The sequence below is a fragment of the Moorena producens PAL-8-15-08-1 genome, from assembly GCF_001767235.1.
Taxonomy (GTDB): domain Bacteria; phylum Cyanobacteriota; class Cyanobacteriia; order Cyanobacteriales; family Coleofasciculaceae; genus Moorena; species Moorena producens_A.
Window position 1 is genome coordinate 3,048,665 of sequence record NZ_CP017599.1, and the last position, 16,087, is coordinate 3,064,751.

The window sequence follows — 16,087 nt, forward strand, 5'->3', positions numbered from 1 at the left end:
GGGTAATTTTTGAGCCTGAGGGTCGGGATTTTTGCAAAATTTATCGGACAAAAATTAGTGTTATAATCACGAAGTGTTAGTCATTTAAGTTTTTCAAAAAGACTAATTATTCAGATTTTAATGGCTAAATTTACTGAATTTTAATAAAATTTTGCTTGATTTACTTATCCCCTTATCTCCAAAAATCGTTAACTTATTACATTTTGAAACAGCTCTGCCGCCCCGAAGGGGGGCGGTGAGCAGGAGCTCAGTTCACCCCCCTGTGCTATATCCCTACTAATTCGGGATCTTTAGCAAAACGTATTACCGATGGCACGATAGGTTTCTTTACCAACAATCCCATCAACAATCAAGTAGTCAGGATTAGATTTTTGGAGGGAGTTGTAGTAGCTTTGGAAATCCCTTACTGCCCGTTCTGTTTGGGAGCCAAACTGTCCGTCAAGAAGCACAGAATAGTCGATGTAGCAAATTAAGAACTGCTGGATAAAGCGGACAGCTTCACCGGCTGTTCCCTTTTTCAAAACTGGTAGGTGGGTGACGTAAGCAGCGTTAGCCTGACTAGTTACTTCAGAACCATTAGCTAGTACAGAGTTAGAATTGATAGTGTTAGTTGCCATGAGGGATTTATTTTCCTTAATGATTTGACGTTTACGATGGAATACCTTTTCAGGTTTCGACATTGGACAAAGTTTTTATTATCTGTCTTTTGTCTCTACACCCTTAAGACGATCTCAAAACCCTATTTTGGAATTTTTCGAGTTAGCACCAATTTTTCGCTCTCGACTCACCCCATTCACCCCACTTCACCCTCCCCACACTCCCTACTCCCTACTCCCTGGTCCCTACCTCACAGGGGTAGGTTTTTAACAAAGACGTGAGGTGTGGGGTGTAGGGGGTGGGGTGTAGGGTGTAGGGGATAAGAAAGCTGCATCGCTAAAAATCATCATTTATTCGTTGTTTTCCTTTTCCTCTCCTTGTGATCCGCCCCCGACCGGTCGGGGGTTGGGGGTGGGGCAGGACCCAAATGTAAAAAACCTACCCTTGTGAGCTCCCCGCGCCCCCGCCCCACACCCGGTCACCCCACGCCCCACACCCCACACCTGAGGTCAAAGTAAAAAACCTACCCTTATGAGCTGGTCCCTACTCCCTATCCCCAATACAAAAAAATCGGTCAAGTTTGGGTTAACCCCAATCCTTGACCGAATTCTGTACTTTAACTTTCCACAAGTACAGCTGAGCTGCACTCAAATTTGGATCACTCCAGATCAACTAGTACATTCTGATCGAGTTAGTCAGCAACTGCTGGAAAGCAATAACATCCCAACTCATCCTTCATCCTGCTTCATCCTTCCCGGATGTTCTGATAGTTCATATCTTCTACAACTTTGACCTGCTCCCCTTTCGTACCAACAGTTTTTAGAGAGCGATTGACCTTTGGTCACGCTACGCGATGAAGCGAAGCTTCCGCGCTTATGCGATCGCACTTACGGCGGTTTGCATAACTATCAGGTACACATTGTTTCTCCTCTTCCGACTTCCGACTTCCCTCTTCCCTGCTCGCTGCTCCGAAGTCCCTACAAACCCAAAACTTTGTACCTAACTGAAGTGCAAACCGCTGTATATACCCATATTTGACGAATAGCTGCTACGGCGTTAAAAACTTTTATCTTTTGCAACTATTTTCTTTACATTGTCGCACAACTGCCTATCCTTCTCGCTGACATTAGGATTATTCTGCAAATAATGGCGCACCCAATCGCAACTCTTCGCCATTAAAGAGTCTAAGTTTAAGTCTAGATTCCAGAGTCTGATGGTCTGGTCAAAACTGCCAGAAGCCAAGGTCTGGCCATCCCGGCTGAAACTGAAGCTCTTGACAAGGTCATTATGCCTCTGGGGGGTGTGGATTTCTCTTCTCGTCTCTAGATTCCAGAGTTTGATCGTGTTGTCACTACTGCCAGAAGCCAAGGTCTGGCCATCGGGGCTGAAACTGACGCTCTTGACCCAGTTATTATGCCCGATCAGGGTGCGGATTACCTCGCCTGTCTGTAGATCCCAGAGTTTGATGGTCTTGTCATCACTGCCAGAAGCCAAGGTCTGGCCATCGGGGCTGAAACTGACGCTCATGACCCAGTTATTATGTCCGATCAGGGTGCGGATTACCTCGCCTGTCTGTAGATCCCAGAGTTTGATGGTCTTGTCACTACTGCCAGAAGCCAAGGTCTGGCCATCGGGGCTGAAACTGACGCTCATGACCCAGTTATTATGCCCGTTCAGGGTGCGAATTACCTCGCCTGTCTGTAGATCCCAGAGTTTGATCGTGTTGTCATCACTGCCAGAAGCCAAGGTCTGGCCATCCCGGCTGAAACTGACGCTAAAGACATCGTCATCATGCCCGATCAGGGTGCGGATTTCCCTTCCCGTCAAAAGATTCCAGAGTTTGATCGTGTTGTCACTACTGCCAGAAGCCAAGGTCTGGCCATCGGGGCTGAAACTGATGCTACTGACAGCCTCATCATGCCCGATCAGGGTGCGGATTTCCCTTCCCGTCAAAAGATTCCAGAGTTTGATCGTGTTGTCACTACTGCCAGAAGCCAAGGTCTGGCCATCGGGGCTGAAACTGACGCTAAAGACAATTTTATCATGCCCGATCAGGGTGCGGATTTCCCTTCCCGTCTCTAGATTCCAGAGTTTGATGGTCTTGTCATGACTGCCAGAAGCCAAGGTCTGGCCATCGGGGCTGAAACTGACGCTAAAGACATCGTCATCATGCCTCTGCAAGTGGTTGCGTTCGCTGCCTTCATAAACAACTTTCTGCAGGGCACGAATCACCTGTGGGTCGGATGCCTTGTGTTTTTGTAGGATTTTTCCTGCCCTAATCGCCTCCACGAAAGCATCAATTTGTTTATGTTCAGCAAACAGGGACAAAGAATTGCGACCGAGAGAATTGGCACGGGTTAGTTCAGAGTTTCTCCATTGCATCCAAACAGCAGCACCGAAAATTGCCCCCAAAAGAACTGAGCCAGCGATGCTCCAACGCAAAATTGTGTTACTGGCTTTTTTTCTAACACTGCGCCGCAAGAAATCAACTTCTACTTGGTTAAGCCAGTTATTATCAGAATTGAGTACCTTTTTAAACAAATCCAAACGTGGATTAGCATGCCAAAGAAACCTTGCCTTTTGCTGGCTTTCCCACTCCTGGGCTGCGGGAGTCAACCGCCGTTGTAGAAGTAAATTTTCCTCCTCCTTTTGTTTCCACTCCAGCAATCTTTGCCATCCCCGCACCAAAGCATCATGGGCAGGTTCCACATAGGGATTCCCATCAGCATCAACTCCATTCACCAGTAACCGCGCATTGGTAAAACGCTCAATTACTTCCTTCACTAAACCATTTTTCTGAGGCGGATATTCCAATTCTGATAAAGGTACGCGCCTACGGGCTAACTCACCCCCACCTAGTGCCACCATCCGCAGCATCACATGACGGATTACTTGGTCATAAGCGGGATTTTCTTGAACTAGCTTCTGATATTCCTCATCCGCCCTTTGAGTTAGCGATCGCATTACTCCCCCCAATTCACTATAATCGGCTTGAGTCAACGCCCGGTCAATAGTAATACCCCTGTATTGTGCCTCCCGTTGCCGCCTTAAATACTTGAGGTAGAGTTCGCTCAAGGCAAAAGAAAGCAGGGGCAATGCTCCGGGCATATCCGCCACTTCATCAATTAATTTTTCTACTAAATCGTGGGGCTGAAAATACATTACCCGTGCTTGAGCCGGTTTTTCTATCGCTTCGTTGAGTTCCCCTCGTGTCATCCCCGGTACAATAAATCGTCCACTTTGCCAAAGATTTATCAGTACCGTGGTTCCCAATTGATTTACTATTTCCGGTGCCAACGTTAAGCCCACATCTGTGATTTGGGGTTCAAAATCAGAACGTAGGCTTAATACTACTCGTAATTGCTCCCGATAGCCATCAATTGCTGCCAGTATCTGTTGGAAAAATTCCTGGCGCTCCTGCTCATCTTGACAGAGTGTAATGATTTCTTCGCTTTAGTCAATAAACAGTAATAACTTGGATTTTGGATTGTTTTTAACCCAAACCGCAATACTTTCAGTGAGAGTTTTTTGTGGGTTTTGTAACTCGACTTTTGGTAATCCGGCCTCAACCAGGGCTTTATTGAGAGCTTGGAAGGGGTTTTCTCCGGGACGAATTGGTGACACTATCGACCATTTACCGGTATTTTCCTGTTTCAACTGGGGAATTAATCCTGCCTTGACCAAGCTAGACTTACCTGAACCGGAAGCACCCAACACCACTGTCAGGGGATTAGCTTTGACAAAAGCTTCTAACTTTTCTACTAGTAATGTTCTACCGAAAAACAGGGCACTGTGTTTCTCGTCAAAGGAGTTTAAACCCCGATAGGGATTTTGTGACTCATCTAATGGTGGTGCTGGTGGTAAATTAAGTTCATGTCCGGGAGAAAGAAAGATATATTCTCCCTTATCGTGTTTGTTTAAACACCAAATACCAGGGGTTTGTCGTATCCGGAATTTTTCTGTGGGTATTTCGACTCGATCCCGTAAATATAAATATAATTTTGTGGCTGTAATTACCCCATCTCCAGCGGGCTTACCATTTTTGGCGGGAGGATAGATATCTGCTGCCCCTTCTAGGGCTTCTAATAATGCACTCGCAAAAGGGGAATGATTACCGAATTGACCGCGTTCGCTATCTAAATTAAAGTTATCTAAAGCCTTTTGGTCAGAAGCTGAAGACGTAATGATTTGCCATGCCGGGTCAGTAATAAAACGGTCATAACGCTCTTGGTGAATTACTTCTGGCGAGGTTAATAAATCCCTAGTACTCGACCAACGGAAAGCACCAGCAAAACAGCAGTCGAGGATACCCAAGAAATGACGACAGGGTAATTGACTTAAAGCATCGTGTAACTTCCTCATGGGCAGATAACTATTAGTATCCCCGAGTATGGCATCTTGAGGAATTAAGTAACCAGCCGGGCCATCATCCCCATTGAGAGCAACTCCATGACCAGCAAAGTAAAATAATAAGCGGTCATTTTCAGTAACTTGTTCTGGTAAGGTATGAGATAAAAATTTGTTAAAGTTAGACAGAGTTGCCACTTCGTCTAAGCATTCCCAGACTTCGTAATCATGCTTTTTGCGGAGAATTTCAACTAGTTTTTTGGCATCGTTTACGGCAGTGTTCAGGGGAGAAATGCCGTTTGTGTAGTTATTGATACCGATGATCAAGGCGAGATTGCGGGAAAACATATTATTCTCAAATGACTTCTGACTTCTGGCTTCTGACCCCTAGTGGTAATTCAAAATTCAAAATTCAAACTTCAAAATAAAGAAAATCAGTTCGCGCAGCGTGGCCTACGGCCTTAATTTGGCAATTTTTTAATTCTGGGTACAAGCCCCCCGGGTAATTAAAAATTAAAAATTAAAAATTAAAAATTAAAAATTAAAAATTAAAAATTAAAAATTAAAAATTAAAAATTAAAAATTAAAAATTAAAAATTAAAAATTAAAAATTAAAAATATAGAATTGTCCGAATCATTTTGAATTAATAATTTTGAACTTTGATAGGGAGCGCGTTAAGCAACGTGACCTACGGTAAGCGCGACTTGTGGTCTTCAATCAGTGGCGGGTACAAGCCCCCACTGATTGTCATTTTGAATTAATAATTTTTAATTTTGAATTGGAGCAAAGCGACTTGACTTCTGACTTCTGACTTGCGGACTTCTGCTATATGTGGGCGGTATAATCCCGCTCACACAGCAGTGGGATGCTCCCTATTTATTCCCCAGGATAATCTGTTGACTTTACGCAGAAATTATTAGTTTCGTAATAAATCTTCATTGGCGTATATAGCGTTTATAAATGAGATGTAAACCTAGAAGGTATTTTTTGACTGTCCAATAAAACTTCGTATCTTTTTCCCCTCTTGCCTTTCCCCTCCTGGGAGGGGTTAGGGGTCGGTTCCTCTTGTATGCAAGCATTGTTATGCAATAAGTCGTTTACAACCTAGATACAAACCCTATAATGACCAGGCTACTGATTCAAACCCAAACTGTCCCTGTGATGGTCAATCTTCCTGGGATCATCCCCATGACCCCTGCCCAGTTTTCTGAATTCTGTTTAGCCAATCGAGATCTACGAATTGAGCGCACCGCCAGTGGAGAAGTTGTAATTATGCCCCCAGTCTTTTCCGATACAGGCAATCGGAATCTGAAAATTTCTCAACAATTGGCTAACTGGGCTGATCTCGACGGTACGGGTGAAACCTTTGACTCCAGCACCGGCTTTACCTTGCCCAATGGAGCGATCCGCTCTCCAGATGCCTGTTGGATTAAACTGGAGAGCTGGAATGCCTTAACCGAAGAACAGAAAGCTTCCTTTGCCCCCATTTGCCCCGACTTTGTGATCGAGTTACGTTCGGCGAGCGATACACTCAGTGGCTTGCAAGACAAAATGCAAGAATACCTTGATAATGGCACATCACTGGGTTGGTTGATCGACCGCCAAAACCGGAAAATTTACATTTATCGTCGTGATCAGGAACCAGAGATTTTGGACAATCCTGAAACCGTTAGCGGTGCTCCGGAACTGGCGGGGTTTGTGCTAAAAATGAGCAAGATTTGGTGAAAGCAATTGTCAGCTATTAGCTATCAGCTATCAGCTATCAGCTATCAGCTATCAGCTATCAGTTATCAGCTATCAGCTATCAGCTATCAGCTATCAGCTATCAGCTATCAGCTATCAGCTATCAGCTATCAGCTATCAGCTATCAGCTATCAGTTATCAGCTATCAGCTATCAGCTATCAGTTATCAGCTATCAGCTATCAGTTATCAGCTATCAGTTATCAGCTTATGGGCTATGGACAGGCTACTTGAGGTGCTTATGGGCATAGGGTAAGCAAAGGGAAGAGCTTTTGAATAAGCGATGCAGCTTCGGAACAGGGGGTTTCCCCCACTCGCGCTTTGCATCAAGACAACAGGTAAGCATTAGTTTAATCTGAGTTATGGAAAGCTATTCGCGCAGCGTGAGCCTTTAGCTGACGGCTGACCGCTGACCGCTGACCGCTGACCGCTGACCGCTGACTGCTTAAGCATCATTGACTTACATTCTCGGTGGGTTGAGTTTCATTACTAGGTTGGATGTTGTTTGATGGCTTTAATACCAGCCAACCCAGAATAGCCGCGACTAATACCCCAACTCCCCCAATAATCCACCATTTCAGTGTTTTGTTCCCTGAAGAATTATTAGTACTATTATTAACCACAGGATTTGCCACTCTAGTAGTTGTAGCAGTAGTTGTAGCTCCTAAATCAGAGTTATTTTCTAGGGCTTTTTTCACCGCCTGGGAGAAGGCAGTTAACCCCACTGGTTCAGTAAAGTAAACCATGTGATCGCAGCCGATTTCCTGGATTTGCGGTTGTGGGTTCCGGTCTGAACCTACGCTTTTTATACTTTGTACTGTAACAACGATATCATTTGGTTGCTCAAAGAAAGCCATAGCTACAGCTTTATCAAATAACTTCTGCATTAGTCGTTGCAAGGGACTAGAAGTTTGATTGGCTTCTGCTTTCAGGGCGGCAGGAATAATAGATGTATTACCAGCAATAATTGAGTAAGGTACTTTGGGGTCAGGACTTGCTGCTAATTGTTCCAAGAACTCAGAACTGGGGTCCATCTGGTCTAGGGAAATATCAATAGTTTCAATCTCATCAACAAACCGGTTAATCGCCTTAAGCAACATCCCCATTACTGGTACTGGCCAAGGAAATTCTGACAGCCCATTTAAACCGATACTTAAGGTAGCTAATGCCCAATCTTCAAGCTTAGACCAAGGGCAACCAGCATTGGGTGTACCTAGCATAATTAAATGCCCAACCACCTGATTGCCTCCTTCTCGTTCAATAAACCAACGAGAAACCAACCCTCCCATGGAGTAGGCGACAATGTGAAAAATTTTACGGTGGTTCTCCCCTAACCCTACAGCTTGTAGTCTCTGCTTCAGCAATTTAGCATTCTCTACAATTGAGGTATTTATATTCTCATAATCATAGCTGAGTACCAGGTCATACAGTTCGGCCAGGGGTTTTTCTGTTCCATCCTCCTCAACCTGGGCGGAGCGAAGGCTGGGCAGCAAGCTCTCAGTATCACCAATAATACCGTGTATATAAAGGACTATGCGTTGGGCTTGGGCAACCCGCGACTTGACTTGTTCAACATCTCTTGTATAGTTGACCACTCCAGAGGCAGTGACATCCGCTGCTGCCAAAATTGGGTAATTAAACTCTAGCCCCAGTTGTTGAGACACTACTTTTTGGAAGAAAATTCGGATCGAACCCCCCAAGCTGCGGCTACCTTCACTAATTGGTTCTGTTAACCGTTCCAGTAAAATCTCCGTTTTGCCCTCCGGGGTGGACCGAGCCCGTCCCAAAGGCAGGAAAAACTCCCCATCGTAGCTAATGGGTAATAGTTGTTCATCAGAAGCAAGGGGTCGATCAACAATAACTTTCAGGGGATTTTTGGCTGTAACGGCTGACGGATTTTCCACCTCAGTTAATTCCAGCGCGCTTAAACCAGGATCCGTTCCCCGACTGCTAGTAAACTCAAAGGACTCAATGCCCGGATGGTCCTCCCGCAGTATCGGTGGTAACATATTATTACCTAAATCCCTGGTTGATTGGGTGAGAGTGGTTAGACGTGCCTGGCCTATGAATTCGGAATCTGTGGTTAATTTCACATTTGTTCCCGGCAAAACTGACTCATCTCCTCTGCGAATTTCAGCTGTGTGTAGAGGACGCACGGTAGTAATGCTAATTTGGCTAGTTAACCAGTCATCATAGATTTCGTCTTCTTCTGGTCTGCTGCGGAGGTCACGAGCTGGAATCCTTTGCATCAAGCGGTTCAGGGTACCATTACCGCGACTGGGTGTAGGCAAAAGACGTGGTGGTAGGTCAAGTTCTGGTTGTTGGAGCAAAGTGGCATCAAATTCCGTCGAACAGATAATCAGTTTGAGAATATCTTTAACTTCCGTAATCCCCGCTTTTTGCCATAGTTGTTTGGGGACTTCAGGATAAATTGGATTTCCGCGATTAACCCAGGCTTCATCTCCCTCTTGCCCCGTTGGTTGCAGCAAAATTCCGCCCCCATCTAACAACTCAGCTGAGACGGCGTAACGGTCGGTTAAATCGAGCACAGCGCAATAAAGCGGCTCATTACTGGTGTTTTTGAGCTTAATTTTGAATCTGGGCGATCGCCACCTGCCATTTTCCTGTTGATATTCCAGACGAATGTCAGTATCTAGCAAAGGTGACCCATCCTGCTGGTAAATCAGCATTTGCACAGCATCAGGGCGAATGCGGCTGGTGGCTGGGCTGGCCAGTTCAGTGATATTCAGCCAACGGGTGATATGTTCTAATCGCTTAATCGCCTGCAAGGCAGTGGCATCGGTGTAACCGGAAATGGCAGCCACTAGAGGACGCTCATCCGCTGGTCGTGTAATTAAATAGTGTTCATCACGAGCCAGTAACTGAAACTCGGCTTCTTCTCGGGTTGCCACTTCCCGAACATACAACGAAGGCTGATTGTTAGAGGTATTGAGTAGGCTGGTACGGGCTAATTCTACACCAGCTGGTTCTCCTGACAAGAAAACCCCTTTCGGTGGCAGGGGCAAACTGGTAATGACTGCTTTCCAGGTCATTTCGGGATTTAAATCCCCAAGACCACTAATTTGAACTTTACTCAGCTGCGGCATTACTTCCACAATTTTTGCCTCACCTACTGCTGTTGACAGTTGGCGAAGTTCCTCTGTGGGGGTGTCAAAGGGAAATAATGCCAGTATTGTGGTCTGATCCCGAAGCGGTTGAGAAATGCCGTGAACCGCACCACCATCAATCACCCAGTCGTGGTTTTTGTCATAGCAGACAGTAAAGTAGGGTGTACGGTTAGCGATCGCACCACCCAGAAAAGGTTGGTCTAAATCACTCAATTCCGTAGCTTCGATTTGGGGAGATTGGGCGGTGATCTTACTGCGGACTAGGGCATTGACACGCTTGAATAAATCCCGATAAGTCAGGCTACCATTGGCTTTCTTCAAGGTATCCAGCAAAAAGTAAGAAAACGCACCTCTTGGTTGGCCATTGCTGTTGAATTCTTTCGCTGTCTCACTATCTCGACAAGCTGCCAGGAAGATATGTTTTCCTGTGGGGAAACTCCAACCACTAGGATTTTTTTCCGGGCTGAGGGCAGCTGATAATTTGTCAGTTTCACTCAAGGAGAAAATAAAACTCTCCAAGGGTCGCTGGCGTTTGTCGGTGGAAGTTTTACGAACTGCTATTTCTCCTTCTAGATCGCCACGGGTGCCAGCACCAGAGTGACAGCAGTCTAAAATAATAACAGTGTGGGGGTTTTTCTGAGCTACCTCAGAAATTAGCTTGGCTAACTCCTTATCCGCCAAGTCCCAACCCCCCTCAGTGCGACTGTCATAACAGACTAATGTTTCATCCAATCGTTCCGGCTCTATTGCCCAAAACTCTTGTGGAGCTTGCTCTTGAGAACCATGTCCCGCATAGTAAAAGAAAGCAACATCTTCACGGCTAGCTTGACACAAATGCTGCCGAAAACCATCAACAACTGCCTGACGGGTAGCATCTCGATTCAAGAGTGTGCGGATGTGTAGTTGATATCCATCTGTAGCAACCCGCCCTTGCAAATATTCCTGTATTCCTAGGATGTCATTAACACAGCCATTCAAAGAAGGAACAGGACTGGGATATTCATCAATAGCTACCAGCAGCGCATATATATTGTAGGTCATGGCATTCTCTTAATACTTATTGAAGGAGTTACAGTTTTGTTAATTCCTGATTTATAACCCCCTAAATCACCATTATTAAGGAGCACTTTTTTCTCTAATTCTCTCCTTCATCAGGAGCACTTTTTTCTCTAATTCTCTCCTTCATCACGAGCACTTTTTTCTCTAATTATACCTTCATCAGGAGCACTTTTTTCTCTAATTCCCCCCTTAGTTAAGGGGGGTTAGGGGGGATCGCTGAGTTGGTCAATTCTCGCCCAAGAATAGAACTCCTGGATTATAAACCTCTATCGGTTTTTCCTGGAGAACGCTCACTAGTAGTTGGATTAGATTCTGGTGCGGTAATTTCTTTAGTGTCTTGATTATCTGTTTCGACATTTTCATCACTCGATCCAGCTTTTACTTCAGCTTCTTCAGGAGTTGTTACTGTTTCCTGAGAGTCGGAGCGATCGTCCCCTAAGGGGTTAGTATCGCCAGATGTATTTTCTACTACTTGCTCTTCAGAATTTTGGTTAGGTTCTGTATTTTCCATAGCCACTGTTTTTAACCCCAACTGTATGATACGGGGTAAGCGCAAGACTCAATAAAGAGGAATTATTGGCGTTGCTGATTCTGGGTATGATTGAGCCCCCCTAGCCCCCCAATTTTGCGGTGCGAGCAGTGGCGAATTTAATTCGACGACTGTAAGCGCACCGGGGGGGGAACAAAATTTTCTTTCGTCCCCCGCCCCCCTAACCCCCCAATACTGGGGGGAAGAGCGCGGATGCAAGGCTATTTTACAGATGGGGACCAACGGGGGCTTTCCCAAAACCAGACGATTTAAATTAATACTTCAATTCAGCAACGCCGAATTATTCTTAACAATAGTGATAAATATAAGCGCTATAGTGCTAAGAATCAAGGCTTACTATGGTCATAATCCTTGCCCTAGATCACATTTTGGCTGAATATTTCTTGGGCTTACCCTGTTCTATTATAATAATCTCTATTTCTAGCATAGCATATTAACAGCTGATTTGTCAAGGGATTAACCATTGCGGTGCCAGGCTTTAATTCAGGGTATTTTGAGCCCTGAAGTAAAGCTCCTGACTCCTCCGATAGGTAGGGTACTTGACTTTCAAAAAAATACCAATTCCAGTTGGGTGGGCAAAGTATTCTCATCATTAATACTCAAAAAAACCAAACTGTGTCAGCCATGCAAAGCGCGAGTGGGGGAAACCCCCTGTTCCGAAGCTGCATCGCTTTTTGCCCACCCTACAGCTCCAAAAAACCAACTGTTTTTGCCCACCCTACAAGTTCCTCCGATAGGGGGTGCATCTCATATTTGTAAAAAAGAAGGGGAGTGTGGGGAGATGGGGAGATGGGGAGATAGGGAGATGAGGGAGATTTGTATTAAGGGTAATTATCCCGACATAATATAGCGTTTCTCATAGCTATGAGGTACACAAGGTTTTTGCCCTCTTGCTAGCATGCCTATTGCCTCTTGCTAGCATGCCTATTGCCTCTTGCTAGCATGCCTATTGCTAGCATGCCTCTTGCCTCTTAGCTGCTCCCTGCTCCCTGCTCCCTGCTCCCCTTAATCTTTCTCTACTGCACCTAGAGCTTTTAACGTGTTTTTCTGAGGTTTGGTTAAACCAATGGCGTTTTTAATATTCATCCCTTCATAGGGTCGATCAATTCTCATAGTTTTTACACATTCACCGGTGTCAAGATTCCAAAGCTTAATGGTTTCATCTTCGCTGCTACTCACTAACACAGGAGGATTAGGACTAAAGGCAATTGACCGGACTGCTTTGTCGTGTCCCTGAAATAGTTTGAGAACAGTACCTGTACTGATATCCCACAGTTGAACAGTCTGGTCATCACTGCCACTGGCTAAACTCTTGCCATCTGGACTAAAGGCAATTGTTCTGACTCGAGATGTGTTACCGGATAAGGTTTGTAGACATTGCCCCGTCTCAACATCCCACAGTTTAATAGTCTGGTCTCCACTGGCACTGGCCAGCAGATTGGCACCGGGACTGAACACAACAGATAAAACCCAATCCTCGTGACCTGGCAATGTTTGTAGACAGGTTCCGGTACTGACATCCCAAAGTTTGATCGTGTTGTCATGGCTACCACTGGCTAGGATTTTACCGCAGGGACTGAAACTAATGGTTTTGACGTGCTGAATATGCCCTTCTAAGGTGTGCAGACATTCTCCGGTATGCCAATCCCAAAGCTTTACCGTTTGGTCACGACTGGCACTGGCTAAAATTTCTCCCTCTGGACTGAAGCTGACCGCATGCACCCAACTATCGTGTCCCCACAGTGTTTGCAAACACTCTCCTGTATTTGCATCCCAAAGTTTGATAGTTGTGTCGTCACTGCTACTGGCCAGAATCTGATCGTCTTTGGGAGCAAAAGTGACTGATGAGACCAGATTAGTATGTCCTGACAAGGTCTGTACACATTGCCCCGTCTCAATATCCCACAATCTTACCCGTTGGTCTTCGCTACTACTGGCCAACATTTGACCATCTGGACTAAAAGCCACGGATAAGATCCAATTACTATACCCATCCACTGTTCTTAAACATTGTCCCGTGTGGATATCCCATAACTTCATGGTTTGGTTTTCACTCACACTCAGCAAGGTTTGACCATCCGAATTAACAGCAACCAACCAAATCCGTGAAGCGTAGCTATTACCTAAAGGGGAATTGCTATACTCGTGCAATGTTTGGAGACATTTCCCGGTTTCCACCTCCCAGATTTTAACCGTTGTATCCTCACTACCAGTCACCAGTGTTTTACCATCTGGGCTGAAAGCCACTGACCACACATGACTGTTGTAGTCTGGTAATGTTTTGATACACTCACCACTGGCTAAATCCCAAAATTTTACCGTTGTGCCATCACTTCCAGTTACCAATGTTTCTCCGTCTGGGCTAAGGGCAATCGATAATACCCAATTGATCGGGATTTCTAGGACTTGCAGGCAAGAACCAGTGTTGACATCCCAGACTCTGACAGTTTGGTCTTCACTCCCAGTGACCAACCTTTGTCCATTGGGACTGAAGGTAGTAAAAAATACCGGATTGCTATGGCCTGACAAGGTTTGCAGACATTTTCCGGTGTGGACATTCCACAGCTTTACCGTTTGGTCATGGCTACCACTGGCTAAAATTTCTCCCTCTGGACTAAAGGCTAGGGATTGCACCCAACTGGTATGACCTCGCAGTGTTTTTAGACATTGCCCGGTGTGGACATTCCACAACCTGATCGTTTGGTCGTTACTACCACTAGCTAAAATTTCTCCCTCTGGACTAATAGCCAGGCATTGCACCCAAGCGGTATGACCATTGCAAGTAATAATTTGTTTGATGTTGGCAACGTCCCACAACCAAATCTCATTATCAACACTGGTTGCCAGGAGTTTCCCATCTGGGCTAAAGGTCGCTGATAAAACCCCCCCTAAGGTGCGAGTCAAAGCCGACTTACTTAAATCGGCATTGGCAAAGTTGACTCCATGCAAATTCATGCCCTGTAGGTAAGCTTGCCAAACCGTTAAGTTAGAAAAATCATAGCCACTCAGGTCAAGATTAAGCTGCCAGAGTAAATTGAGAACATTCCCCCCGGCATATCCGGGTTTTCGAGGGGGAAAAGACTTCAGTTTTGATAAAATTTGATTCAAATAGTTTTGGACATTTTCTGGGAGACCAAGCAGGTTGAGTAGTTGCTCGGTAATCGGTTTTAGAATCAGCTGAATTTGGGCATTTCTCAGATAATCTTTGGCTTGGGCTTTGATTAAGGCACAGCGCTCCAATAGTGCTATTTCTCCCGTTTGAATTTCGCAGAAAATCTGTTCAATTAAGCGATCGCTGACATACTCCATCACCACGGGTTGTTGAGTAAATTTTCCCGAAGTCTTCTCAATCATTGAGCGCAATTGTAGAGATTCTAAGGTTTCTAATAAATGTTTGAATGAAACAGCCGGAATAATGTCCCTTTGTAGCTCCTTAAATGAGACCCATTCTCGATTAAGGGTCAGCCAGTACATCACCTGTTGTTCTAAAGTTGACAAGCGATTAAACTGCTGGTCCATTAAATCGGAAATATCACCAAAGACAATAGTGCCTTCTTCTAAAAACTGAGCCACATCGCCGTCAAACAACTCATAAATTGTGGTGGCAACAATCTTCAATGCTAAAGGATTGCCTGCATAAAACTCTACCAGTGCTTGACATTCGTCTTTTGAGACAGAAAAGCCTTTTTCCGCGAGAATTTTCTTCCCTTCTCCCTCGGTTAAGCCAGGTAACCTCAGGGAACGAATCGGAGCGTTTACACCTTCTTTGTTTCTAATTTCTCTGGGTTTCTCCCGACTGGTCAACACCAGACAACTTTGATGGTTAGTCTCGCCCCAGCTTCTGAGGAGTTGCCCATAGCCTTCATATCCTGGGCGATAGGCTCCTGCCCGTTGGTCAGGGGATAGAATTGACTCTACATTATCTAAGATGAACAAACAACGCTCTGCCCGCAGATAGTCGATTAAACAGGAGATTTTACCATCTAAGCTTTCTGGTAAAGTAGTTTCTTGCTGATCGGACAAAAACCCAATCAGGTCCGTCAAAAGCTCGTGAATGGGTGGCGCATTACGCAAACTTCGCCAAATCAGGTACTGAAATTCCGATTGTAGACCCTGGGCTAACTTGACAGACAAAGTTGTTTTACCAATTCCACCCATGCCAATTAAGGTAATCAGTCGGCAATGGTCATTAATAATCCATTGTTTGAGTGTGGCTAATTCTTCCTTGCGCCCGTAGAAATTGGTAACATCAATTGCTTCTCCCAAGTCTTGGCGTTTGCTAGAGGTTGTGATCTGTGGCTTTTGATCTACAGTCTGGGATGAGTGATCATCTACAGCCTGCGATAGTACATCATCTACAGCCTGGGATGGCAGGTCAAAATCCAAATTGGCAATGGCTCTCCATTCCAGTGCCAATTTCTGAGAAAGTTCTTCAAAAGTAATATAGTCAACCGGTTTACCGGTCAGGAAGTTGCTGACTGTGGCTAAGGCAAACCCCACATCTTCAGCCAAAGCCCTCTGGCTCGGAAAACCGTTACGCCTGACTGCCAGTTTAACTTTTTCAATGCAGTCCTGACGGACTTTGAGCGACCTGGGCATGGCTCATTTGATCATGACTGTAGGGATTATACCATTGACAAAGGAAAATTCAGTCACAAATTCTT

At 45.1% G+C, this 16,087-nt stretch carries 7 protein-coding genes and 1 pseudogene; 3 read left to right on the top strand and 5 right to left on the bottom strand.

Features of this window, described 5'->3' with window-relative positions; translation table 11 throughout:
• Nucleotides 1-290: 290 nt before the first annotated feature.
• Entirely contained in the window at nt 291-680 is a 390-nt protein-coding gene (locus tag BJP34_RS11485; RefSeq protein ID WP_070392466.1) for a peptidoglycan-binding domain-containing protein, read from the bottom strand.
• A gap of 754 nt (nt 681-1,434) precedes the next feature.
• On the opposite strand from BJP34_RS11485, the gene BJP34_RS39385 reads away from it, so the two are divergent.
• Nucleotides 1,435-1,635, top strand: coding sequence for a hypothetical protein (locus BJP34_RS39385; RefSeq protein ID WP_149030922.1), 201 nt, complete (start codon nt 1,435-1,437; stop codon nt 1,633-1,635).
• Nucleotides 1,636-1,653: 18 nt separating this feature from the next.
• On the opposite strand, the pseudogene BJP34_RS50390 reads toward BJP34_RS39385, so the two are convergent.
• A pseudogene (locus BJP34_RS50390) lies at nt 1,654-5,292 on the bottom strand (caspase family protein).
• Between the two features lie 775 nt (nt 5,293-6,067).
• Here BJP34_RS50390 and BJP34_RS11500 point away from each other — a divergent pair.
• Nucleotides 6,068-6,670: a Uma2 family endonuclease gene (locus tag BJP34_RS11500; protein ID WP_070392468.1), complete on the top strand. Its 603-nt coding sequence runs from the start codon at nt 6,068-6,070 to the stop codon at nt 6,668-6,670.
• A gap of 468 nt (nt 6,671-7,138) precedes the next feature.
• Here BJP34_RS11500 and BJP34_RS11510 read toward each other — a convergent pair whose 3' ends face one another.
• On the bottom strand, nt 7,139-10,855 hold the full coding sequence (locus BJP34_RS11510) for a caspase family protein (protein ID WP_070392469.1): 3,717 nt from the start codon (nt 10,853-10,855) through the stop codon (nt 7,139-7,141).
• A gap of 274 nt (nt 10,856-11,129) precedes the next feature.
• Nucleotides 11,130-11,384, bottom strand: a complete 255-nt coding sequence (locus tag BJP34_RS11515) for a hypothetical protein (RefSeq protein ID WP_070392470.1) — start codon at nt 11,382-11,384, stop codon at nt 11,130-11,132.
• Nucleotides 11,385-12,060: 676 nt separating this feature from the next.
• Between BJP34_RS11515 and BJP34_RS39390 the strand changes: the two genes are divergently transcribed.
• The gene (locus tag BJP34_RS39390; protein ID WP_149030923.1) at nt 12,061-12,273 is read left to right on the top strand and encodes a hypothetical protein; all 213 of its coding nucleotides are present in this window, start codon (nt 12,061-12,063) and stop codon (nt 12,271-12,273) included.
• 155 nt (nt 12,274-12,428) lie between these two features.
• Here the strand turns inward: BJP34_RS39390 and BJP34_RS11525 are convergent, their stop codons facing one another.
• Entirely contained in the window at nt 12,429-16,022 is a 3,594-nt protein-coding gene (locus BJP34_RS11525) for an NB-ARC domain-containing protein (RefSeq protein ID WP_070392472.1), read from the bottom strand.
• Nucleotides 16,023-16,087 lie beyond the last annotated feature (65 nt).

What these genes read in the sequence shown, in the direction of transcription:
- BJP34_RS11515 (WP_070392470.1), bottom strand. Translation starts at nt 11,384, where the DNA reads ATGGAAAATACAGAACCTAACCAAAATTCTGAAGAGCAAGTAGTAGAA.
- BJP34_RS11525 (WP_070392472.1), bottom strand. Translation starts at nt 16,022, where the DNA reads ATGCCCAGGTCGCTCAAAGTCCGTCAGGACTGCATTGAAAAAGTTAAA.
- BJP34_RS11510 (WP_070392469.1), bottom strand. Translation starts at nt 10,855, where the DNA reads ATGACCTACAATATATATGCGCTGCTGGTAGCTATTGATGAATATCCC.
- BJP34_RS11500 (WP_070392468.1), top strand. Translation starts at nt 6,068, where the DNA reads ATGACCAGGCTACTGATTCAAACCCAAACTGTCCCTGTGATGGTCAAT.
- BJP34_RS11485 (WP_070392466.1), bottom strand. Translation starts at nt 680, where the DNA reads ATGTCGAAACCTGAAAAGGTATTCCATCGTAAACGTCAAATCATTAAG.